Consider the following 22,474-nt stretch of genomic DNA (forward strand, 5'->3'; position numbering starts at 1 on the left):
ATTTGGGCGGACGGTAATCTTCTCTTCTGCCCTTCCCGTCACACAGTTAAAACCGCTGGGCTCTATCAATTCGCTAAGTAAGGTCCGTGTCACCTTCAGGTTATGGTCATTAGGGTTCCTCTGTGACTACTTTCGGTGGGCGATATACCACGGAAAGTAAGGGGGAGCCGTGCCAGACCTGACTCTCACGCGACGTGTCGAGGGCGCGATGGAGGGGGCCGCAGTGCGGCTGCGCGCCTTCGCCGACCGTCACGAGACGCCCAGTCCCTGCCTGCTCATCGATCTGCCGACACTCGAGTCGACCTACCGGACGATGAGCCTCGCGTTCATCGGCGCCGAGATCCTCTACGCGGTCAAGGCCAACGCCGCACCCGGCGTCATCACCACCCTCGCCCGGTTAGGGGCCGGCTTCGACGTCGCCAGCCTCGCCGAGATCGAGCTCTGCCTGGCGCGTGGGGTGCCCGCGTCCCGGTTGTCGTTCAGCAACCCGGTGAAGAAGCGCTCCGACGTGGCCGCCGCCTACGAGCGCGGAGTGCGCACCTTCGCCTTCGACAACCCCGGCGACCTGCGCAACATCATCGTCGAGGCGCCCGGCTCGAAGGTCTTCTGCCGCATCCAGGTGACGCCGCCCGCCGCCGCGATGCCGTTCGGGGCCAAGTTCGGCTGCCCCGAGGAGGCCGCGCCCGAGATGCTCGCGGAGGCCGCCGACCGCGGTCTTCGGCCGCAGGGTGTCACGTTCCACGTCGGCTCGCAGCAGCGCAACCTGGCCGCCTGGGACGCCGGCATCGCCGCCGCCGCGAAGATCGCCCAGATGCTCGAACCCGAGGGCGTGCGGCTGCCGGTCATCGACATCGGCGGGGGGTTCCCGATCTCCTACCGCGAGCAGGCGGCCACCCCCGAGGAGTTCGCCCGCGCGGTCGACCTCTCGCTCGCCCGCCACTTCGAACCCCGCGACCGTCCGCGACTGGTCATCGAGCCGGGCCGATCCCTCGTCGGCCCGTCTGGCATGATCCGCGCCGAGGTCGTGGCGGTGCGCGGGGGCGTGCCCGCCGACCCGCGCCGCTGGGTGTTCCTCGACGTCGGCCGCTACAACGGCCTGGTCGAGACCGAGAACGACACCATCGCCTACCGCATCCACGCCCCCGCCGGGTTCGGCCCCGACGGGCCGGTGGTGCTGGCCGGGCCGACCAGCGACGGCGACGACGTGCTCTACAAGCACACCGACTACGCCATGCCGCTCTCGCTCGCCCCCGGCGACCCCGTCGAGGTCATGGACGCCGGGGCGTACACCTCCAGCTACTCCTGCGCGGCGGTCAACGGCCTGCCCGCGCTGCCGACCTTCTGCGTGCCGGGCTGATGACCGCGCAGACCGGCCGGTTCAGCGGCATCCACGTCATCGTCGAGTTCGAGGACGCCGACCCGGCGCTCCTCGACGACGAGTCCCTGCTGCGCACCCTGCTGCCCAGGGCCATGAAGGAAGCGGGGGCGACCGTCATGGAGGTCGTCTCCCACCGGTTCGTCCCCCAGGGGGTCACCGTGCTGACCCTGCTGGCCGAGTCGCACGCCTCGCTGCACACCTACCCCCAGCACCGCGCCGCCTTCGTCGACGTCTTCACCTGCGGCGACCGGGCCGACCCCCGCAAGGCCGTGAGCGTCTTGGCCGCGGAGCTGACACCGGGCCGCGTGACGACGAGGATCATCGGCAGAGGCGGCCGGCGAGTGGAGGCGACCCTGTGATCGAACACGACGGACACCAGTGGATCGACGAGCCGACGACCCGGGGCACCCGCCGGCTGTGGCGGGTCGACGCCGTGCTCCACGAGGAGACGACCCCGTTCCAGGACGTCCTGGTCGCCGTCACAGAGCAGGGCGCGAGCCTGTTCTGCGGCGGCGAGCGCCAGTCGACCGAGCTCAGCCAGCTCGTCTACCACGAGGCCCTGGTCATCCCCCCGGCGCTGCTCGCCGACCGGCTCGACCGCTGCCTGGTCGTCGGGTCGAGCGAGGGGGTGGCCTGCCAGATCCTCGCCGAGGCGGGCGCCCATGTCGTCGACCACGTCGACATCGACCGGCGGGCGGTCCGGATCTGCGCCGACCACCTGCCCTACGGCTACACCGTCGCCGAGCTCGCCGCCGCCGAACGGGGGACCGGCCCGATCCGCGTGCACTACGAAGACGGCTACGCCTTCCTCGAGTCGGCCGCCGGCTACGACGTCATCGTCGTCGACCTGCCCGACGAGAGCCCCGAGGGCGACGCCCAGCACGACCGCCTCTACGGCGCCGAGTTCCTGCGGATGTGCCGCAAGGCGCTGGCCCCCGGCGGCGTCGTGTCGACCCAGGCCGGCTGCATGACCCTGTGGCGCAACGACACGCTGCGCCGCTCGTGGGGCCGCTTCACCACGGCGTTCCCGACGGTCGTCTACTACGGCTCCGACGAGCACGAGTGGGCGTTCGTCAGCGCCCGCGCCGACACCCTGGCCGACCCGGTCGCCTTCATGCGCGACCGGCTGGCCCGCCTGCCCTACCGCCCCGTCTCGATCGACGACGCGGCGCTGACCGGCAACACCGTGCCGCCCCGATCGCTCAGGGGCTAGGAGCCCTGCTGGGAGCCCTGCGAGGAGATCTCGGCCGTCCGTTCGCGGAGCCGGTCGCGGATCTCCTCGGGGGTGTAGGCCCGGCGTCGCCGTTCGGCGCGGACCGCCACCACTCCGGTCGCCGCTACGCCCGCGAACGCGGCCAGGCCCAGGATTTTCCACCAGCGCATGTGCTTAGGTTACCGATATGAGCGGCATCACCCTCGACGAAGCGCTGACCCAGACCCGGACCGGTGACGTCTGGGTGTTCCGCGGCCGTTCGGTCCCCGACCGGGCGATCCAGATGACGACCAACAGCCCGGTGAACCACGTCGGCATGTCGGTCGTGATCGACGATCTGCCGCCGCTGATGTGGCACGCCGAGCTCGGCCGTTCCCTCACCGACATGTGGACCGGCACCCGCCAGCGCGGCGTGCAGCTCCACGACCTGCGCGAGGCCGTGGTGACCTGGTCGAACCGATACGGCCAGCGCGGCTGGCTGCGCCAGCTCCAGCCCGACGTGACCCGCGAGATGGAAGACGCCGTACTCAAGACGATCGCCCGCCTCGACGGCACCCCCTTCCCATCGACGGCGCGGTTGGCGGGCCGGTGGCTGCAGGGCCGGCTGCCGTCACGGCGGTCGCGCGACATGGCGCTGGAGTCGGCCTACTGCGCCGAGGTGGTGGCGGTCACCTACGAGGCGATGGGCCTGCTGACCAACCGCAAGGCGGCCAACTGGTACGACCCGGGCCGCTTCTGGAGCGGCGACCGGCTCGACCTGGCGACGGGCTACCGGCTGGGCGACGAGATCGCGGTCGACATCCCGAAGGTGTAGGTTCGGGCGTGGCGGGCTCCACCGCCCAACCTCCTTCAGCGGGTCTCCACGCGGCCCGCCGCACGCGGAGGCAAAGGGGACCTCATCGCCTCTGGAGCGCGGCGGATCCGTGCACGGCGACCACCGAAGCGGCCGAAGCGAGCATCGCGGGCGTGGACCGGGTGTTCGCGTGCGCCGCGATGGAGTCGTCATGACCGGCAAGAAGCAGCTGAAGGCGCGCATCCGGGCGCGCATGGCCAAGACGGGCGAGAGCTACACCACCGCCCGCCTGCACGTCGCGGGCGCGGCCGGGCCGCAGACCGACCACGGCTGGACCCTCCACGGCGGCCGCCACTCCGCCTCGGCGGCGGTGGCCAACCTCCTGCGCAACGGCGGCCACCCCGTCAGCGAGCCGCTCGTCTACCTCGCCGGGGGAGGGCTCGGCGCGGGCTACATCCTGTGGGAGTTCAAGCGGCACGAGTCGGCCACCGTCGTGCTGGGCTTCCGCAACCGCTGGCAGTATCCGCAGAAGTGGATGGACACCACGCTGACCCGGCTCGGGGTGCCGTTCGACGTGCACACCACCGGCGGGGCGAAGGGCGCGTCGGCGCGGCTGTCGGCCGAACTCGCGGCTGGCCGGGCGTGCGTGGTGCTGCCCGACCTCTACCACGTCGGCTACTGGCACGCCCCGGCGATCCTCGACGGCTACGGCGGGCACCCGATCGTGGTCTACCGGGAGGACGGCGACGGCGTCTGGGTCGACGACCGCAACCTCGCGCCGCTGCGTGTCGACCGGTCGCGGCTCGACGCGGCGCGGGCGCGGGTGGGGTCGTACAAGAACATGCTGCACGCCGTCACCCCCGCCGAGCCTCGGCTGGAGGAGGCGGTGCTGGCCGGCCTCCGCGACTGCGCCGCCCACCTGAGCGGCGCCTCCGACTCGTTCTCGTTGCCGGCCTGGCGCAAGTGGAGCCGGACCGTCGTCGACGGCTCGGCCGCGAAGGGCTGGCCCAAGGTCTTCGCCGACGGCCGCGGCCTGGCCGGGGCCATGTTGTCGATCTGGGAGGCCGTCGAACCGGTCGGCACCGACGGCGGCAACCACCGCGACCTGTTCGCCGACGGCCTCGACGAGGCGGCCGACCTCCTTGGCCTGCCGCTGCACGACCTCGCGGCGGAGTTCCGGCGCATCCACGGCTTGTGGCACGAGTTCGCCGAGACGGCCCTGCCGGAGTCGGGCAACCGGCGACTGCGCGAACTCACCGCGGCGGTGCGTGCGGCCGTGGCCGAGGGCTCGGCCGGTGCGGCGGACGCGGAGTCGGCGGCGGCGGAACTGTGGGCGCTGAAGGCGGAGGCGACGCCTCCGGAGCCCGGTTTCTTCCCGGCGCTGAGCGAACGGCTCGCGGAGATCTTCCACGCCGAGACGGCGGCCGTCGCGGCCCTGCGTGCGGTACTTCCGGCGCAGTAGGGACCGTGTGCCGGGCTCGCCATGGTGGGCCCGGCATCCGGGGGACCGGCGCGGCTCATCTCATCGGAAGGAGTTCCGATTGAACACGATGAACGTCCTCGTCTTCCGGCAGCCCGGTGGGACCAGATCGGCGTCCGGTGATCTCGGGTCCGACGATTTCCAATAGCTTCCGCCCGCCGAGATCGAATCACCGTCCATGATCGATCGTGAGTCCGGGAGCCGGATGCCACGCTTGCCGTCACGCAGAAGCGGGCTGGTTCCGGCGGGCCAGATGGGGATCATCAACTCCGCGTCGCTCAGTCCTCTGCTGGACGTGACCAGGAGGCAGGCGTCGTCGGCGCTGTAGGTGAGCCTGCCGGTGACCTGGCGATGGGGCGAGGAGGATCGATTATGGAGGATGAGAATCGGGTCTGTTCCGGTCGAGGTGAAATCGGGTGCGGGGGAGGTCGTCATCTCCGCCGCCGGTGCTCCCTCCTGCACGCCCGGGTCGCCGGAGGAGACGCCACAGGAGACAAGGAGCATCGCCGCCGCGACCGCAGTGTGGATTCGGCCCATGCTGTTGTTTTTTCTCTTCACGTCTTTCCTGGGAAAACGGATGAGCCACCGGCCGGAGTCCGGTCGACGACCCATCCGCGGTGGGATCGTTCTGATCACGAATCTGTCCACGTGGGTGCCGGCGCAGTAGATGGTCGCGCCGTTATCCCCTAAGGGTCCTCCCATGTGGATTCCGTAAGCGGTGCCGGCATTGAACCACGGGCCACCGCTGTCGCCCCCGCTGCAGCCGGTCGGCTCCTGCATGTGGGCGATGAAGAGGTTGTGGAGCCCATCTCCTGAGGAGACGTTGACATCCCGGATCGTGGTGCACGTTCGCCCTGGGCTTCGGCGTAGCGTTTCTCTCCCCAGCCCCAGTAGAAGGTACGGGTGGGGTCCATCGTGCCGTGTGTGTATATCCGATGTCCCCGTTGGAACCCTGGTGTGACCAGACGCTCGTAATCCTCGTGCCGCCGCCGTCGCCACCCTGATTGGCGTAGTCCACGGTTGAGTTGACGCAGTGTCCGGCGGTGCCGAGACGCTTTGTCTCGGTGGTGGCGTATTTGAAATTGAATCCAGCTGTGCAGCCGTTGGCGAGATATCCGCCGCCCCGAATCCAGTTGTCCATTTTCCGAACTCGCACGCCGCTGGACAGCACGGTTTCGACGGTGATTTTCGGGTTTTCCGCGGGGCTCTTGGGCTGATGCGGGAAAGCAGTGATTCTCGGCCGGGCATTCTTGGTGAATGTCGAATGCGTATTCGCCCGACGGGCGGATCCGGCGGGAGACGGTTTGGTCGCGTCCTTCCGAACCCGCGCCGACGTGTGCGCCACAGGCGCACGGCGCGGGCACCTTCGAAGCTGCGCGACCCGGTCGAGGACGCCGACGCCTGTGACCCGGTTCAGGCAGGTCTACGAGGGCCGTTTCACGGGCGACCCCGCTTCGCGCGCCGGATTCCCGCCAACGCGGTCGACTCGCTCATCTCGCTGGGCCCCGGCCATCCTGCCCGCCCGGCCAGCTCGAGGTGTTCGTGCGGGGCTTCGCGGCGACCATGATGGGTCGCATGATCTGGAGGTGTGGTCTCGGCGCCCTGCTCGCGGCGGTGGTCGCGGGCGTGGCGTGGCTCTACGGGATCTGGGCCGGCGCGTTCCTCGAACTCAGGGCCACCGGCGAGTACTGCTCCGGTGGCCCGCTCGACTTCCCGGCCACGACCTGGAGCTGGTTGCCTCTCAGCCACGAGTGCCTCTACGCCGACGGCACCACGCAGGAGCTGGTCCCCGCCGGGGTGAACCTGGTCGTCGACGGGTGCCTGATGGTCGTGCTCGCCTGCGGGCTGGCGGCCTGGCGGGTCAGGGCCGCTTCGGCGGGGTCTCGCCCGAGCCCCTCGCCTGGAGTGTCACCGGGACGGTGACCTTGCGGACCGGGGTCGACGGGTCGGCGATGCGGGTGCGGAGCATCGTGATGGCCGTGTCGCCGATGGCCGCGTCGTCCTGGGCGACCACCGTCAGGTCGGGGCGCAGCAGGGTCGCGAGTTCGGAGTCGTCGAAGCCGACGATCGCCACGTCGTCGTGGTGGTCGCGGAACCAGCGGACCGTCTCGACGCTGAGTGTCGCGTTCCCGGTGATGACGGCGGTCGCCGGGGCCGGGCCCGACAGGGCGGTCTCGAGGGCGCGGTGGATGCGGTCGCGCTCTATCGGGCCGGTGTGGATCATGGCGTCGGCGGGGCCGCCCTGGGCGCGCAGGCAGGCGCGGAAGGCGGTGGCGCGTTCCTGGGCGGTGTAGATGCGCTCGTCGTCGCCGATGTAGGCGATGCGGCGGTGGCCGTGGGCGACCAGGTGGGCGAAGGCGGTCTCGATGCCGGCGACGTTGTCGGACAACACGCAGTCGACCTCGAGGCCGAGCACGGGGCGGTCGACGGCGACGAGTGACAGACCGGCCGCGAGTTCGGGCACCAGGTAGCCGTGGTCGGCGCCGATGGGTTCGAGCAGGATGCCGTCGAAGCGGCGGCGGCACATCGACTCGACCACGTGGCGCTCGATCTTCTCGTCGTCCTCGGTGGAGGCGGCGAGCACCATGAGGCCGGCGGCGCGGGCGGCGCGTTCGACCGCGCGCAGCACCGGGTTGACGTGGGAGAGCTGCCGGACGGCCGCGCCGAGGGTGCCGGTCACGCCCAGGCGCAGGTGGCGGGCGCGTTCGTCGGGGCGGTAGTCGAGGGCCGCGATGGCGCTCCTGACCCGTTCGACCAGTTCGGCGCCGACGGTCGCGTCGTCGTTGACGACCCGGCTGACCGTCCGCAGCGCCACGCCCGCCTCGCGGGCGACGTCGACCATCGTCGGCCTGCGGCCCTTCCGCGCCCTCGGCTTCTCCTGCATCCGCCTATCATCCGCATGATCGCCCGTTGACGCCATTCGGCCCGTGACCAATTCGTTGCCCGCCTCGCTCTTGAAACCTCCGCGCAACACTCTACGGTATCGGGATAACGTTATCTCAATCGGCTTCGGGGAGCCGGATCGGCAACGAGGAGGGCTGTGCTGATGCGCAGAACTTTGATATTCGGCCTGGCCGCGGTGCTGGCGGCGGCCGGTTGTGGCGTGGGCGAGACCTCCCAGCCGGAGGGCGGCGCGAGCGCCTCGTCCGGCGGCAAGGTGGAGCTGAGCTTCCTGGTCTTCGAGACGCCCAACCTGAACGCGGCGTTCTGGGACGCCGCCATCGCGCGGGCCTCGGCGAAGGTCCCCGAGGTGACCATCAAGAAGCTCGTGACGCCCAACATCGACCGCACGGCGTACGCCAAGCAGCTCGACGCGGCCGGCAACCTGCCCGACATCCTGCAGTCGGTCAACCCCGCCGGGTTCGCCCAGGCGGGCAAGCTGGCGCCGTTCACCGATGAGGAGCTCAAGAACTTCATCGCGCCGAAGGCGGGGGCGATCGGGGGCAAGGTCTACCAGCTCCCGTACAACACGCAGGTCATCCCGGTTGTCTACTACAACAAGGACATGTTCGCCAAAGCGGGCATCACTGCGACGCCGACGACGTACCAGGAGCTTCTGGACATCTCCAAGAAGCTGAAGGACGGCGGCACCACCCCGTTCATCGTGGGCGGCGGCGGCGCCGACACGTGGGCCGACATGTACCCGCTGACCGGCACCGTGGCCACCGACGTCTACAAGAAGACGCCCGACTGGCTGCTCCAGCGCGCCCAGGGCAAGGTCAAGTTCACCGACCCCGACTTCGTGGCCGCCGCCAAGAAGATCGAGGACCTGGCCAAGAACGAGTACATCGACCCGGCCGGCCTGTCGCGCTCCTACGCCGACACCGAGCAGGCCTTCCGCGACGGCAAGGGCGCCATGTACCCCATGGGCTCCTGGTTCGCGACCTCGGCCGACGCCAACAAGCCGTCGTTCGAGGTCGGCGCCTTCCCGTGGCCGACCGACGACGGCTCCCCGGTCACCCCGACCTTCACCGGCGGCGGCACCCTGGTCAGCGCGACCGCCAAGAACGTCGAGCTGGCCAAGAAGTGGGCGCTGGCGTTCGACGAGGACAAGGAGAACAACGACGCGTTCGTGAAGGCCGACGGCTCGATCCCGGCGATCAAGGGCTACACCCCGCCCGCCGACATGGGCCCGGTCTACAACGCGACCGTCGCGATCTACCAGAAGGGCATGCAGGAGGGCTCGATCTTCGACGCCTTCTCGCAGGAGGCCGGCGACGGCGCGCTGCCCCCGGGCCTGGCCGACAAGGCCGCCCTCGGCGTGCAGGACCTGATCACCGGCAAGAAGAACGCCCAGCAGTTCGCCGAGTTCCTCGACGACGAGTACGCCAAGGCGACCCAGTAACCCCGATGACCCAGAACCGGACCCGCGGGGCGCGTGCACACGCGCCCCGCGCCCTCCCGATCCAGATCCCGCGGCGCAGGGCCCCGCGCCCCGGCCCGGCCCGCGAACCCGACGTGGTGGCCCGATGACCCAGACGATGCACCGCGAAACGCGGGTGAAGGCCCGCGCCGCGCGGCCACCCAGGAGGCGCGGCGGGTTCCTGCCGGCCCTGGGCAGGTTCTCCCTGTTCGCCCTGCCCGGACTGCTGGCGTACACGCTGTTCGTGCTCGTCCCGATCGGGATGACCGGCTACAACAGCCTGACGAACCTCAACCCGTTCAACCCGCCCACCCAGTTCGTGGGCCTGCGCAACTACGTCAACCTGCTGAGCGACGCCGAGTTCCACCAGGCGCTGCTCAACACGGTGATCATCACGGCCATCATCACGGTGCTGGCCAACGTCGGCGGGCTGCTGATCGCCATGCTGCTCGACCGGCCGACCAAGCTCTACGTCCTGCTGCGCGGGGTGTTCTTCACCCCGGTCGTGCTCAGCTCGGTCGTCATCAGCGTCATCTGGCAGGCGATCCTCACCGACGACGGGCTGCTCAACTCGGCGCTGCGCGGCCTCGGGATCGACGAGCCGCCCGGCTGGTTGTCCGACCCCGACCTGGCGATCTACTCGATCGCCTGGATCATGGCCTGGCAGATGCTCGGCTTCTGCGTCGTGGTCTACCTGGCCGGGCTCCAGGGCGTGCCGCGCGAGCTCAACGAGGCCGCCTCGATCGACGGCGCGGGCCCGCTCCAGCGTTTCCGCAACGTCACCTGGCCGATGCTCGCCCCGGCGCTGACCATCAACGTGGTCATGCTGCTGATCACCGGCTTCAAGGCGTACGACCAGGTGCGCGTCATCACCAACGGCGGGCCCGGCAACGGCACCACCGTGACGATGGCCTTCCAGGTCGTGCAGACGGCGTTCGTCAGCAACCGGATCGGCTACTCCTCGGCGCTGGCGGCGGTGATGCTCGCGATCGTCGCGTTCATCTCGGTGGTCGTGCTGCGGTTCCTGCAGAAGAGAGAGGTGTCCCAGTGAACGCGCGGCCGATCGTCGCCACGTTCGTGGGCGTGGTGTTCTTCCTGCCCCTTTATCTGGTGCTGGTGAACATCTTCAAGCCGAGCGCGGCCGTGGTGGCCGACCCGGCCGGGCTGCCGTTCCCGCCCACCTTCGACAACCTGGCGGCGGTGCTGAACCGGCCCGACCACCTGTTCACCTTCGGCCTGATCAACTCGATCGCGGTGACGGCCCTGTCGGTGACCGTGCTGACCGTCTTCTCGGCCATGCTCGGCCACTACCTGGCCCGATCGCGGCACTGGGCCGCCAAGGTCGTCATGGGCACGCTGCTGTGCGGGCTGATGATCCCGGTGCCGGTCATCATGGCCCCGATCACGACCGTGCTGAAGTGGTTCGACCTGATGACGACCCTGCAGGGGCTCGTGCTGGTGAACGTCGGCTACTACGTGCCGTTCGGGGTGCTGCTCTTCATGGGGTTCGTCCGCGGCGTGCCGCTGGAGCTCGAAGAGGCCGCCGCGCTCGACGGCGCGAACCGGTTCCGGGTGTTCTGGCAGGTGGTCTTCCCGCTGCTGCGGCCCGCCTCGGCCAGCGTGATGATCTTCCTGGGCGTGTGGATCTGGAACGACTTCCTGACCCCGCTCATCGTGCTCGGCCCCGACAGCGGCACGACCGTGACGGTCGGCGTCTACCGGGCCATCGGGCAGTACCAATCGGACTTCGGCTCGGTGTTCGCCTTCATGTTCCTGGCGACGCTGCCGATCCTCGTCTTCTACCTCGCCCTGCAGAAGAACTTCGTGAAGGGCCTTACCGGCGGAGCGGTCAAAGGATGAATCTGACGATCGAGTCCACCGAGCTGTTCGCCGGCCCGGCCGACGCGCCGCGCCAGATCCTGCGCGTCACCACGGCCTTCGCGGACCTCGTCGACATCGAGGTCACGGGTGGGGCGCGAGGGGAACTCCGGGGTGTCTCCGGTACGGGGACGCACGAGGTCCCCATCTCGACCGACGCCCGCCCGGGGGAACAGATCACCGTCATGGTGTCGGCGGGAGACGCCTCCGAGACCGCCCGGATCACGGTCGCCGAGCCCGGCTGGACCGTCCACCTCGTCTCCCACTTCCACTACGACCCCGTCTGGTGGAACACCCAGGCCGGATACGCCAGCGAGTGGGAGGACCAGCCGGACGCCCAAGAGATCCGGATGAGCTTCCAGTTCACCGCGTTCCAGCTGATCGACGCCCACCTGGAGCTGGCCCGCCGCGACCCCGACTACAAGTTCGTGCTGGCCGAGGTCGACTACCTGAAGCCCTACTGGGACAGCTTCCCGGAGCAGCGCGCGATCATCCTCGACCTGGTGGACCAGGGCCGGCTGGAGATCATGGGCGGGACGTACAACGAGCCCAACACCAACCTGACCGGGGCCGAGACGACGATCCGCAACGCCGTCTACGGGGTCGGCTTCCAGCGCGACGTGCTCGGCGGGGAGCCCGCGACGGCCTGGCAGCTCGACGCGTTCGGGCACGACCCGCAGTTCCCCGGCATGATGGCCGACGCCGGGCTCACCTCCTCGGCGTGGGCGCGCGGGCCGTTCCACCAGTGGGGGCCGATCCTGGAGGTCGGCACCTACGACACCCCCCACGGCGACCCCTCCGACATGCAGTTCCGCACCGAGTTCGAGTGGATCTCCCCGTCGGGGCGCGGCCTGCTGACCCACTACATGGCGGCCCACTACGGCGCGGGCTGGTCGATGGACTCCGCGCAGACGCTGGCGGCCGCCGAGGAGTCGGTGTACGGGCTCTTCCTCGACCTGAAGAAGGTCGCCGCGACCCGCAACGTGCTGATCCCGGTCGGCACCGACTACAGCCCGCCGAACAAGTGGCTGACCGACATCCACCGCGACTGGAACGCCCGCTACGTCTGGCCGAGGTTCCACTGCGCGATCCCGCGCGAGTTCTTCTCGGCGGTCACCGCCGAACTGGCCGCCGAGGGCCGCCGCCTGTCGCCGCAGACCCGGGACATGAACCCGATCTACACCGGCAAGGACGTGTCGTACATCGACACCAAGCAGGCCCAGCGGGCGGCCGAGAACGAGCTGCTCGACGCCGAGCGGTTCGCCGCGCTGGCCTGCCTGGCCGGCGGCGCGGAGTATCCCGAGGCCGCGCTCGACAAGGCGTGGCGGCAGCTGGTGTTCGGGGCGCACCACGACGCCATCACCGGCACCGAGTCCGACCAGGTCTACCTCGACCTGCTGGCGGGCTGGCGGGAGGCGTACGACCTGGCGGCCGAGGTGCACACGGCGGCGCTGGCGCATCTGGCCGCGCGGACCGACGTCCAGGGCGACAGTGTGATCGTCTACAACGCCAACGCCTGGCCGCGCACCGACGTCGTGCGGGTCACCGTGCCGGCGGGCTTCACGATCGCCGGCGTCCCCTGTCTGGTCGAGCACGCCGACGACACCCGCGCCGAGATCGTCTTCCTGGCCGCCGACGTGCCCTCGGTCGGCTACCGCTCCTACCGCCTCGCCGCGTCGGGCGCCGTCGAGGAATGGGCCGTCGAGGACGCGTACACGATCGAGAACGAGTTCCACCGGCTCACCGTCGACCCCGCGCGGGGCGGCGGCGTGGTCTCGCTGGTCGACCTGGCCACGGGCGACGAGCTGATCACGCCCGGCGAGGTGGGCAACGAGCTGGTGGTGTACGAGGAGTACCACGAACACCCGGTCTTCCGTGAGGGCCCGTGGCACCTGCTGCCGACGGGCGTCTCCACGGGGAGCGCCGCACTCCCCGCGACCTCGGTGACGACCGAGCGGTCGCGGCTCGGCCGGCGGATCACCGTCACCGGCTCGCTCGGCTCCGTCACGTACACGCAGACGGTCACTCTGTGGTACGGCCTCGCGCGGGTGGACTGCGCCACCCACGTCGACGGTTTCGACGGCGCCGACCAGCTGGTGCGGCTCCGCTGGCCGTGCGCGGTGCCGGGCGCGGTGCCGGTCTCCGAGGTCGGCCACGCCGTCGTCGGGCGGCCGTTCGCGCACCCCGACGTCGACGCGGCCGAACATCCGTGGACGCTGGACAACCCCGCCTACCAGTGGTTCGGGCTGAGCGCCCCGGCCCGCATCGCCTTCGCCAACGGGACCGGCGTGCCGATCGCGGTCGCCGAGATCGTCGTGCCGCACGAGGAGGACACCGCCGACGCGCGCGACCTGGCCGTCGCACTGGCGCGGTCGGGGGTCACCTCGACGACCGCCCACGCGGCCGGCACCCGTTACGGCCTGCTGTCGTTCGACTCGAACCTGCCCGACGTGCGGTTCGCCGTCGGCGGGCCGGCCGAGAACGCCTTCACCGCCGAGGCGCTGGCCGCCGCCGGGCCCGCGTACACCGAGGAGCTGGAGCGGCAACTCGCCGAGAAGGGGTCGGCGGTCGTCTGGTTGCCCGCCCGGCACACCCGCGAGCAGGCGTTCCACCCCGAGTCGGACCTGCGCGGCGTGCTCGACCTGCCGGTCGTGGTGCTCGCCGGGTCGCCGGACAACGTTATCGAGGATCACGTGATCAAGGTCGGCCAGAGCGCCGACCACGCCGAGGAGCGCCGGACCGTCGCGGTGCTCAACCGCGGCGTGCCCGGCTTCGCCGTCGACGTCCAGGGGCGGCTGCACCTGTCGCTGATGCGGTCGTCGACCGGCTGGCCGTCGGGCATGTGGATCGACCCGCCGCGCCGGACCGCCCCCGACGGGACCGGCTTCGGCCTCCAGCACTGGAGCCACACCTTCGACTACGCCATCGCCTCCGGCGGCGGCGACTACCGGGACGCCGGGATCGTCGCCAAGGCGCACGACTACGGCCACCCGCTGCGCGCGGTCGTCGAACCCGCCCACCCGGGCGTGCTGCCCGCGACGGCCTCGCTGGTGACCGTCGAACCCGCCGGAGCGGCCGTGCTGGCCGCGTTCAAGGCGGCCGGGAACCCGACGGCGGGCGGCCGGGCGGTCCCGGCCGATCCGCGCGCCGGGGTCGTCGCACGGTTCTACGAGCCGCACGGCCGGGCCGTCCCGCTGCGCGTGAGCTCGCCGTTCCCGCTGGTCGAGGCGGCGGTGGCCGACCTGCTCGAGACCGCGACGAGCGAGGCCAAGGTGCGCGACGGCGTGCTGGTCGCCGACCTCGGGCCGAGCGAGATCGCCACGTTCGTGCTGAAGACCGACGCCCGCGACCCCGAAGGGCCGGGCGACCGCCTCGGGCGGGCCGCCGAGCCGGCGCAGCCGGTGTTCTCGCGCTACTGGCTGCACAACCGGGGCTCGGCGCCGCTGGGCTACCAGCCGTTGAGCGTGCACGCGCGGGCCGTGCCCGGCGGGGTCCGGGTCTCGCTGGCCTCCGATCTCGTCGACGCCGCCGCCGAGGGCGAGGTCCGCGTGGCCGTGCCGCCCGGCTGGGCCGCCGCGCCGGGCGATCGTCCGGTACGGCTCCCGCCGCGCGGCTGGACCGCCTTCGACGTCGCGGTGACGCCGCCCCCCGGCGCGGGGGAGGGCCCCTGGCCGGTGGCGGTCACGCTGGCGCACGGCGGCCAGACCCACGAGGACGTCGTGTTCCTCGACGGGTCGGGGCGGCCCGTCAGCCCCGGCCCGGCGTCGCTGCTCGCGGTCGACGTGCCGGCGGAGGGCGTCGAGACGGCCCCCGGCGGGCGCTCCCGGTTGCCGGTCACGTTGACCAATCGCGCCGATTTCGCCATCAGGGGCGAGGTCCAGGTGCTCGGCCCGTGGGGCACCTGGGGCGTCACCGGGCCGCTCATCCACCCGCTGGACCTCGCGCCGGGCGGGCGGGCCGTGCTCGACGTGGTCGCCGACGTGCCGCTCGGCATGCGGCCGGGCGACTGGTGGCTGCTGGTCAAGGCCATGTGGTTCGGCCGGGTGAGCTACTCGCCCGCCGTGCCGCTGAGGGTGAGGGGGGACCGGTGATCGCCGCTCTCGTCGAGGGCGCCCCCGTCACGCTGGAGCAGGTCGCCGGCCGGATGGCCGCACTGCGCCGCGGTCCCCGCGGCGACCTGCTCCCGGCCGACGGCACCACCGAGGGCCGCCAGCTGCGCCGCTGGGTGGTGCAGCTGCTGGTCGCCGAACGGGTGGTCGCCGCCGAGGCCGCCCGCCGGGGGCTGCGGCCCTGGGCCGGGCCGCCCATGGAGTTGCCGGCCACCGCCCGGCTGGAGCTCGGCAGCGTCATGGCCGCGGTGCTCTCGGGCGACCGGCTGGCCCAGGCCGTCTACCGCGACCTCACGGCCGGGGTCACGGTCTCCGAGGAGGACGTGCGCCGGTACTACGCCGCCAACCCCGACCGGTTCCGGCCGGGGCCGGCGCGGGCCGTCACCCACTGGCGGAACGGGGTGGCGGCCGAATACGAGGTGACCCGCGCCGAGCTGGTGCCCGAGGCGGTGTTCCGGGCGGCCGAGGGCGACCACGTGGCCCACGGCGACGAGGTGTTCGTCGTGGGGGCGTACACGAAAAGGGATCTGAGCTTGGCCGAGGCGGCGCCGCGCATCCGCGCGACGCTCCTCGACGCCGCCCGGCGGCGGCGGTTCGCGCTGTGGGCGGACGCCCGCTGCGCGGCCGCGGTGTTAACGCCCGGTTACGAGCATCCGGGCGACATCAGCCATCCTGATCACACGCACCGGCATTGATGTGCCAACCTACGGGCAGTTCCAGGTAATTCTCAGGGAAAGTCCGTAAGGTCCACACATGAACTGGAAACAACGAGTGAACGTTGCGCTGGGCGAGTTCACCGGGTTTCATCTGACGAAGACGGGCGAGTCCGCACCGGTGATCTCGCCCAAGGCCGGGAAGGCGAAGGCGGCCAAGCCCGCCGCCGCGCCCGCCTCGGAGGTGCGGCCGCCGGCCGACGCCCGGACCGACCGGCTGCTGCGCGCCCCCATCTTCGTGATGTCGCCGGTCCGGTCGGGATCGACCCTCCTGCGCTCGATTCTGAACGCCCACTCGCTGCTGCACGCCCCGCACGAACTGCACGTCCGGCGGCTCACCGTCGGTTTCGGCACCGGGCTGGCCGAACGGGCGATGCACGCCCTCGGCCACAACCAGGCCGATCTGGAGCACCTGCTGTGGGACCGGGTGCTCCACCGCGAGCTGCTGCGCAGCGGCAAGAGCCACATCGTCGACAAGACCCCGGCCAACGCCTTCGCCTTCGAGCGCCTGGCGGCCTGCTGGCCCGACGCCCGGTTCGTCTTCCTGCTGCGCCACCCCGTCTCGATCGCGCGGTCGTGGCACGAGGCCGACCCGGAGAAGCGCGACTTCACCGAGGCGGCGGCCGACGCGCTGCGGTACATGAAGGCGGTGGAGCGTGCCCGCAAGGGCCTGGAGGGCCACACGGTCCACTACGAGGAGCTGACGGACGACCCCGAGGGTCAGGTCCGCAAGATCTGCGACTTCCTGGGCATCCCCTTCGAGCCCGCCATGCTGCGCTACGGCTCCTCGCAGACCGTCGTGCAGAAGGGCCTGGGCGACTGGAAGGACAAGATCCGCTCCGGCGAGGTCCAGAAGGGGCGCGAGCTGCCCACCGAGTCCGAGATTCCCGACGTGCTCCGCCCGATGAGCGTTAGCTGGGGGTACCTGTCCAAGTGAAGATCCGTTACATGCTCCTCCACGCCTACGGCATGGGCGGAACAATTCGGACCGTCATCACGCAGGCAAACGCCATGGCCCAGCGCGGCCACGACGTGGAGATCGTCAGCACCGTCCAGCGCCGCGACCGGCCCCAGTTCGAGATCGACCCGCGCGTCAAGGTCAGCGCCATCGTCGACGAGCGCGGCGGCGTCGAGCCGGTCACGTTCACCGACCGGGTCATGCGCCGCCTGCGCGGCAAGGCGGTGCCCGAGGGGGAGTTCGCCGCCCACTGGTTCACCGCGCACGTCGAGAAGGCCGTCACCGAGTACATCGCGAGTCTCGACGACGGCATCCTGGTCACCACCCGGCCGGGCCTGAACCTGATCGCCGCCCGGCACGGCCGCAAGAGCGTCGTGCGGGTCGGCCAGGAGCACATGAACCTGCGCACCCACAAGGAGCCGGTGCGCCAGGACATCGCCCGCCACTACGGCCGCCTCGACCTGGTCACCGTGCTGACCCGGACCGACAAGAACGAGTACGAACGCCTCGCCCCCGGCGTGAAGACCCGGCTGATGCCCAACTCGGTGCACATCGCCGGACGCCGCCAGTCGCAGCTGACCAGCCGCCGGGTCATCGCGGCCGGCCGGTTGAAGACCCAGAAGGGCTTCGACCTGCTGATCCCCGCCTTCGAGCAGGTGCCGCACAAGGACTGGACCCTCGACGTGTACGGGGAGGGCTCCTCGCTCCCCAAACTGCTCAACAAGATCACCGAAGCGGAGCGCATCCGGTTCCGCGGCCGCACCGAGAAGCTCTGGGACGAACTGGCCGACTCCTCCATCTACGTGCTCAGCTCCCGGTTCGAGGGGCTGCCCATGGTGATGCTGGAGGCCATGGCCCACGGCCTGGCCGTGGTCAGCTTCGACTGCCCGACGGGTCCCGGCGACGTGATCGTCGACAACGTCAACGGCCTGCTGGTGCCGCCCAAGGACGTCACCGCGCTGGCCGAGGGCATCACCCGCCTCATCGAGGACGACACGCTGCGCAAGCGGCTCGGCGCGGCGGCGCTGGAGACGGCCCGCAACTACACGGCCGACTCGATCATGCCGCGCTGGGAGGCCCTGTTCACCGAACTGCTGGAGCGGCGCTGACCTGCTGCCGCTCCAGGGCGGCCACGAGGCGGTGGCGCTCCACGGCGTGGTCGAAGCCGGGCACGGTCCGGGCGCCCTCGCGCAGGTCGCGGGCGAGCGCCGCGTAGACCTGGGCGACGTTCTGCGCCGGGCCCTCCAGAGCGCGCGGCACCGGGTCGAAGCAGGAGCCGGGCACGGCGATCTCGTGGACGGAGTCGTCGTCGCCCCGGCCGCCTTCGAGCACCAGGTCGCGCGTCTGGAGGTTGCCGTTGGGGCCGTCGGCGCGCAGCACCAGGTCGCCCTCGGTGCCGTTGATCTCCCAGCGCAGGTTCTCGCCCCGCGACCACCCGCCCCGGTAGAAGAGCGAGACCGCCGCGCCGCCCTCCAGGCGGCCGGTGACCGACACCTGGTCGGGGACGGTGACCGGGATCGTCGTGTCGTCGTCGGCGACCCGCGTCCGGGTCCGCGCGGTGACCAGGTTTCCCGACACGGCGGCGAAGCCGCCGAGCACGTGCTCGACCGCCTCCAGCGCGTGCGCGGCCGACACCGTCAGCGGCGACAGGCCGGTGGCGGCGTCGAAGAGGTGGACGTGGGCGCGGTCGGTCTGGCCGCCCCACGACATGCCCGACCCGATCAGCGTGGTGCCGAGCACCTCGCCGACGTAGCCGTCGGCGACCAGGTCGCGGGCGTGCCGGACCGCCGGGGCGTAGCGGGCCTGCAGCCCGATCACGGTACGCCGGCCCGCCGCCCGCGCGGCCAGGTCCTCCGCCTCGGCCAGGCCGGGGGCCAGCGGCCACTCGCAGTAGACCATCTTGCCCGCCGCCAGCGCGGCGGCGGCGTGCTCGTGGTGGCGGGTCACCGTGGAGGCCACCACCACGAGGTCGACGCCCGGGTGGGCGATGAGCGCCTCGTGGTCGTCGAAGGCCGCCGCGACCCCGAACCGCCGCGCCGCCGCCTCGGCGGAGGCCCGCCGGGAGGTGCCGACCGCCCGGAGTTCGTAGCCGGGCAGCGCCCTGAGAGCGGGGACGTGGCTGAAGGAGGCCCAGCCGTCCGGGCTGGCTCCGATGATTCCGACGCCGATCGTGTCCATCGACGGCCCCTTTCTTGACTGTTCGTTACAGAATTTAGGCGTGAAAAAGCTAGGCCAGGCAGCCCAGGGCGACCTCCGCGATCGCCGTGAGCGCCGCCCGGTCGGGGGTGACGGCGGCCATGACGCGCATGCCGTGGATGGTCGTCATCAGGAACCGGGCCACGTCGCGCGGGTCGCGGTCGCCCGCGAGGCCCTGCTCGCCGATCAGGTCGGCGAACGCGTCCTCCAGGGAGGCGGTGGTGGCCCTGATGCGCACCCGCACCTCGGGGTCGTGGGGCGCCCGCTCGACCGCCGCGCTCACCATCAGGCACGCGTGGCGGTCGCCGTCGGCGACGATCTCGTCGACGACGTCGAGCAGGATGCCGTGGATCAGGTCGCGGGCGGGCAGGCCGGCGCGCAGCTCCTCGATCAGCGGGAGGGCGTACGTGTCGCGGTAGCGGTCGACCGCCGCCAGGTAGAGGCCCTCCTTGTTGCCGAAGGCCGCGTAGAGCGAACCGCGGCCGACGCCGGTGGCCTCGACCAGGTCCTGGATCGAGGTGCCCTCGAAACCGGTGCGCCGGAAGGCCCACATGGCCGCCTCGACGGCGGCCTCGGTGTCGAACTCCCTGATCCGTGCCATGCGCCGACGGTACGCCTTTCTGGAACGTGCGGTCAAATATTTGAACCGGTCGCGACCCGATGTCGCCGGTATTACCCTTCAGCGGTGATCCACGGCATCGACGTGTCCGACTGGCAGGGCCCCGTCGACTGGTCGGCGCAGGCCGAGACCGACGCGGTGTTCGCCTTCGCGCGCGCCACCGAGAGCGACCGGCTCGCCGACACCCGTTTCGCCGAGAACTGGACGGCCATGGGCCGGGCCGGGTTCGTGCGCGGCGCCTACCACGTGGCCCGGCCGCTGGGCGACGCCCGCGCCCAGGCCCGGCACTTCCTGGAGACGGCCAGACTCGCCCCCGGCGACCTGGCCGCGCTGGAGTTCAAGGCCACCGACGGCCTGCCCGCCGCCGAGGTCGCCGAGTTCGGCCGCCGCTGGTGCGCCGAGGTCACCCGCCGCTGCGGGCTGCTCCCGTTCGTCTGGACGCACCTCCACTTCGCCGCCGAGGGCAACTGCGAGGGCCTGGCCGACTATCCGCTGTGGATCGCCGACCCGGGCCGCCCGATCGGGGCGCCGCGGGTGCCCGCGCCCTGGAGCGACTGGGCCATCCAGCAGTACGCCGCCAGCCCCCTCGATCTCGACGTCTTCGCGGGCACCGTGGCCCAGCTGCTCGCCCTGGGCGCGCCGGACCGGCGCGGGAAATAGCACGGGTCTTTCAGGTAGATCCACAACGCGAGCCACGGCCGGCCTTCGGCCGTCCGAGACTCGCTTCAATCCCGGTAGAGTCGGCCTGTCATCCGCGCTCGTCCGTTTGAGGAGAACCATCGTGTCCGCTATCACCGTCACCGTCGCAGGGGTCGAGCGTTCGGTAACGGAGGGCACGACGTACGGCGAGCTGCTGGAGGCCGACGGCCGGACCGTGATCGCCGCCCGCGTGGCCGAGGGACTGAAAGACCTCGCCGCCCCGGCGGCCGACGGCGACGTCGTCGAGCCGGTCGAGATCGGCAGCGACGACGGCCGCGCGATCATGCGCCACTCCGCCGCCCACGTGATGGCCCAGGCCGTCCAGGAGCTGTTCCCCGAGGCCAAGCTCGGCATCGGGCCGCCCGTCGAGAACGGCTTCTACTACGACTTCGACGTCAAGGCGCCGTTCACCCCCGACGACCTCAAGCGCGTCGAGAAGCGCATGCGCGAGATCGTCAAGCAGGGGCAGACCTTCTCCCGCCGGGCCGTCTCCGACGACGCCGCCCGCGAGGAACTGGCCGCCGAGCCCTACAAGCTGGAGCTGATCGGCCTCAAGGGCGGCGCGGCCGAGGGCGACTCGGGCGAGAGCGTCGAGGTCGGCGGCGCCGAGCTGACGATCTACGACAACCTCGACCCCAAGAGCGGCGACCTCGTCTGGAAGGACCTGTGCCGGGGTCCCCACCTGCCCACCACCCGCGTCATCCCCGCCTTCAAGCTGATGCGCTCGGGCGGCGCCTACTGGCGCGGCAGCGAGAAGAACCCGCAGCTCCAGCGCATCTACGGCACCGCCTGGGAGTCGCGCGAGAAGCAGGACGAATACCTCGCCTTCCTCGAAGAGGCCGAGAAGCGCGACCACCGCAAGCTGGGCGCCGAGCTCGACCTGTTCTCCTTCCCCGACGAACTGGGCTCCGGCCTGCCGGTCTTCCACCCCAAGGGCGGCGTGATCCGCAAGGTGATGGAGGACTACTCGCGCAAGAAGCACGAGGAGGCCGGCTACTCCTTCGTCAACACCCCCCACATCACCAAAGACCACCTCTACAAGGTCTCCGGCCACCTCGACTGGTACGCCGACGGCATGTTCCCGCCCATGGAGCTCGAGGGCGCGCGCTACTACCTCAAGCCGATGAACTGCCCGATGCACAACCTGATCTTCCGGGCCCGCGGCCGCTCCTACCGCGAGCTGCCGCTGCGCACCTTCGAGTTCGGCACCGTCTACCGCTACGAGAAGTCGGGCGTCGTCCACGGCCTGACCCGCGTGCGCGGCCTCACCCAGGACGACGCGCACATCTACTGCACCCGCGAGCAGATGCGCGGCGAGCTCGTCTCGCTGCTGCGCTTCGTGCTCGACCTGCTGCGCGACTACGGCCTCAACGACTTCTACCTCGAACTGTCGACCAAGGACCCGGTGAAGTTCGTCGGCGACGACCAGACCTGGGAAGAGGCGACGGCGGTGCTGCGCGAGGTGGCCGAGGGCGAGAACCTCGAGCTGGTCCTCGACCCGGGCGGCGCGGCCTTCTACGGCCCCAAGATCTCCGTCCAGGCCCGCGACGCCATCGGCCGCACCTGGCAGATGTCGACCATCCAGCTCGACTTCAACCTGCCCGAGCGCTTCGAGCTCGAATACACCGCCGCCGACGGCTCCCGCCAGCGCCCGGTCATGATCCACCGCGCCCTGTTCGGCTCGATCGAGCGGTTCTTCGGCGTGCTGACCGAGCACTACGCGGGCGCGTTCCCGGCCTGGCTCGCGCCGGTCCAGGTGATCGGCATCCCGATCTCCGACGACCACGTCGCCTACCTGCAGGACGTCGCCAAGAAGCTCAAGGCCCACGGCATCCGCGTCGAGGTCGACGCCTCCTCCGACCGCATGCAGAAGAAGATCCGCAACGCCCAGAAGTCGAAGGTGCCCTACATGCTGCTGGCGGGCGACGACGACGTCGCGGCCGGGGCGGTGTCCTTCCGCTACCGCAACGGCGAGCAGAAGAACGGCGTCTCCGTCGACCAGGCGGTGGCCGAGATCGTCGACGCGGTCGAGCGCCGCCTGGCGTAGTTGACGTCAAGTCGGCTTGAGGTCCTAG

Annotated in this window: 20 protein-coding genes; 15 read left to right on the forward strand and 5 right to left on the reverse strand. The window is 71.1% G+C overall.

Features of this window, described 5'->3' with window-relative positions; genetic code table 11:
- Nucleotides 1-169 precede the first annotated feature (169 nt).
- From AW271_RS23750 to AW271_RS23760, 3 genes are read left to right on the forward strand one after another with little or no spacing between them, the layout of a single operon-like run.
- Nucleotides 170-1,357 carry a type III PLP-dependent enzyme gene (locus AW271_RS23750; protein ID WP_218008162.1) on the forward strand — a complete coding sequence of 396 codons (1,188 nt, stop codon included), beginning with the start codon at nt 170-172 and terminating at the stop codon, nt 1,355-1,357.
- Nucleotides 1,357-1,737, forward strand: coding sequence for an adenosylmethionine decarboxylase (gene speD / locus AW271_RS23755; protein ID WP_062339788.1), 381 nt, complete (start codon nt 1,357-1,359; stop codon nt 1,735-1,737). The genes AW271_RS23750 and speD overlap by 1 nt, the downstream gene beginning before the upstream one ends.
- On the forward strand, nt 1,734-2,591 hold the full coding sequence (locus AW271_RS23760) for a spermine/spermidine synthase domain-containing protein (RefSeq protein ID WP_062339789.1): 858 nt from the start codon (nt 1,734-1,736) through the stop codon (nt 2,589-2,591). Before speD ends, AW271_RS23760 begins: the two co-directional genes overlap by 4 nt.
- Here AW271_RS23760 and AW271_RS40875 read toward each other — a convergent pair.
- The gene (locus tag AW271_RS40875; protein ID WP_169806390.1) at nt 2,588-2,761 is read right to left on the reverse strand and encodes a hypothetical protein; all 174 of its coding nucleotides are present in this window, start codon (nt 2,759-2,761) and stop codon (nt 2,588-2,590) included. The two genes, AW271_RS23760 and AW271_RS40875, sit on opposite strands and share 4 nt — an antisense overlap.
- A 17-nt stretch (nt 2,762-2,778) precedes the next feature.
- Here AW271_RS40875 and AW271_RS23765 point away from each other — a divergent pair, with 17 nt between their 5' ends.
- Both AW271_RS23765 and AW271_RS23770 read left to right on the forward strand, forming a co-directional pair.
- Nucleotides 2,779-3,405, forward strand: a complete 627-nt coding sequence (locus AW271_RS23765) for a hypothetical protein (RefSeq protein WP_062339790.1) — start codon at nt 2,779-2,781, stop codon at nt 3,403-3,405.
- 190 nt (nt 3,406-3,595) lie between these two features.
- Entirely contained in the window at nt 3,596-4,846 is a 1,251-nt protein-coding gene (locus AW271_RS23770) for a BtrH N-terminal domain-containing protein (protein WP_062339791.1), read from the forward strand.
- A 60-nt stretch (nt 4,847-4,906) separates the two neighbouring features.
- Here AW271_RS23770 and AW271_RS23775 read toward each other — a convergent pair whose 3' ends face one another.
- Nucleotides 4,907-5,644 carry a hypothetical protein gene (locus AW271_RS23775; protein WP_157554556.1) on the reverse strand — a complete coding sequence of 246 codons (738 nt, stop codon included), beginning with the start codon at nt 5,642-5,644 and terminating at the stop codon, nt 4,907-4,909.
- 795 nt (nt 5,645-6,439) lie between these two features.
- On the opposite strand from AW271_RS23775, the gene AW271_RS23780 reads away from it, so the two are divergent.
- A complete protein-coding gene (locus AW271_RS23780; protein WP_157554558.1) occupies nt 6,440-6,787 on the forward strand; it encodes a hypothetical protein in 348 nt (115 codons plus the stop codon).
- Here the strand turns inward: AW271_RS23780 and AW271_RS23785 are convergent.
- Nucleotides 6,726-7,748, reverse strand: coding sequence for a LacI family DNA-binding transcriptional regulator (locus AW271_RS23785; protein WP_063818090.1), 1,023 nt, complete (start codon nt 7,746-7,748; stop codon nt 6,726-6,728). The genes AW271_RS23780 and AW271_RS23785 overlap by 62 nt on opposite strands.
- A 162-nt stretch (nt 7,749-7,910) precedes the next feature.
- Here AW271_RS23785 and AW271_RS23790 point away from each other — a divergent pair, with 162 nt between their 5' ends.
- From AW271_RS23790 to AW271_RS23820, 7 genes are all read left to right on the forward strand, one after another.
- Nucleotides 7,911-9,209 (forward strand): ABC transporter substrate-binding protein, encoded by a 1,299-nt coding sequence (locus tag AW271_RS23790; protein WP_062339887.1) that lies wholly within the window; start codon nt 7,911-7,913, stop codon nt 9,207-9,209.
- Nucleotides 9,210-9,333: 124 nt separating this feature from the next.
- Complete coding sequence (locus tag AW271_RS23795; RefSeq protein WP_083977125.1) at nt 9,334-10,278, forward strand: carbohydrate ABC transporter permease; 945 nt, start codon at nt 9,334-9,336, stop codon at nt 10,276-10,278.
- Nucleotides 10,275-11,087, forward strand: coding sequence for a carbohydrate ABC transporter permease (locus AW271_RS23800; protein WP_062339795.1), 813 nt, complete (start codon nt 10,275-10,277; stop codon nt 11,085-11,087). The genes AW271_RS23795 and AW271_RS23800 overlap by 4 nt, the downstream gene beginning before the upstream one ends.
- Nucleotides 11,084-15,196, forward strand: coding sequence for a glycoside hydrolase family 38 N-terminal domain-containing protein (locus tag AW271_RS23805; RefSeq protein WP_062339796.1), 4,113 nt, complete (start codon nt 11,084-11,086; stop codon nt 15,194-15,196). The genes AW271_RS23800 and AW271_RS23805 overlap by 4 nt, the downstream gene beginning before the upstream one ends.
- Nucleotides 15,193-15,909 carry a DUF7158 domain-containing protein gene (locus tag AW271_RS23810; protein WP_062339797.1) on the forward strand — a complete coding sequence of 239 codons (717 nt, stop codon included), beginning with the start codon at nt 15,193-15,195 and terminating at the stop codon, nt 15,907-15,909. Before AW271_RS23805 ends, AW271_RS23810 begins: the two co-directional genes overlap by 4 nt.
- 76 nt (nt 15,910-15,985) lie before the next feature.
- Complete coding sequence (locus tag AW271_RS23815) at nt 15,986-16,864, forward strand: sulfotransferase family protein (protein ID WP_245653169.1); 879 nt, start codon at nt 15,986-15,988, stop codon at nt 16,862-16,864.
- Entirely contained in the window at nt 16,861-17,994 is a 1,134-nt protein-coding gene (locus AW271_RS23820) for a glycosyltransferase family 4 protein (RefSeq protein WP_062339799.1), read from the forward strand. The genes AW271_RS23815 and AW271_RS23820 overlap by 4 nt, the downstream gene beginning before the upstream one ends.
- Here AW271_RS23820 and AW271_RS23825 read toward each other — a convergent pair.
- Complete coding sequence (locus AW271_RS23825; protein WP_062339800.1) at nt 17,969-19,063, reverse strand: Gfo/Idh/MocA family protein; 1,095 nt, start codon at nt 19,061-19,063, stop codon at nt 17,969-17,971. The two genes, AW271_RS23820 and AW271_RS23825, sit on opposite strands and share 26 nt — an antisense overlap.
- Before the next feature lie 49 nt (nt 19,064-19,112).
- Nucleotides 19,113-19,682 (reverse strand): TetR/AcrR family transcriptional regulator, encoded by a 570-nt coding sequence (locus AW271_RS23830; protein ID WP_062339801.1) that lies wholly within the window; start codon nt 19,680-19,682, stop codon nt 19,113-19,115.
- A gap of 84 nt (nt 19,683-19,766) precedes the next feature.
- On the opposite strand from AW271_RS23830, the gene AW271_RS40880 reads away from it, so the two are divergent.
- Entirely contained in the window at nt 19,767-20,360 is a 594-nt protein-coding gene (locus AW271_RS40880; RefSeq protein WP_062339802.1) for a glycoside hydrolase family 25 protein, read from the forward strand.
- A gap of 121 nt (nt 20,361-20,481) precedes the next feature.
- Complete coding sequence (gene thrS, locus AW271_RS23840; RefSeq protein ID WP_083977127.1) at nt 20,482-22,446, forward strand: threonine--tRNA ligase; 1,965 nt, start codon at nt 20,482-20,484, stop codon at nt 22,444-22,446.
- Nucleotides 22,447-22,474: the final 28 nt, after the last annotated feature.

It is taken from the genome of Herbidospora sakaeratensis (assembly GCF_001570525.1).
Classification (GTDB): domain Bacteria; phylum Actinomycetota; class Actinomycetes; order Streptosporangiales; family Streptosporangiaceae; genus Herbidospora; species Herbidospora sakaeratensis.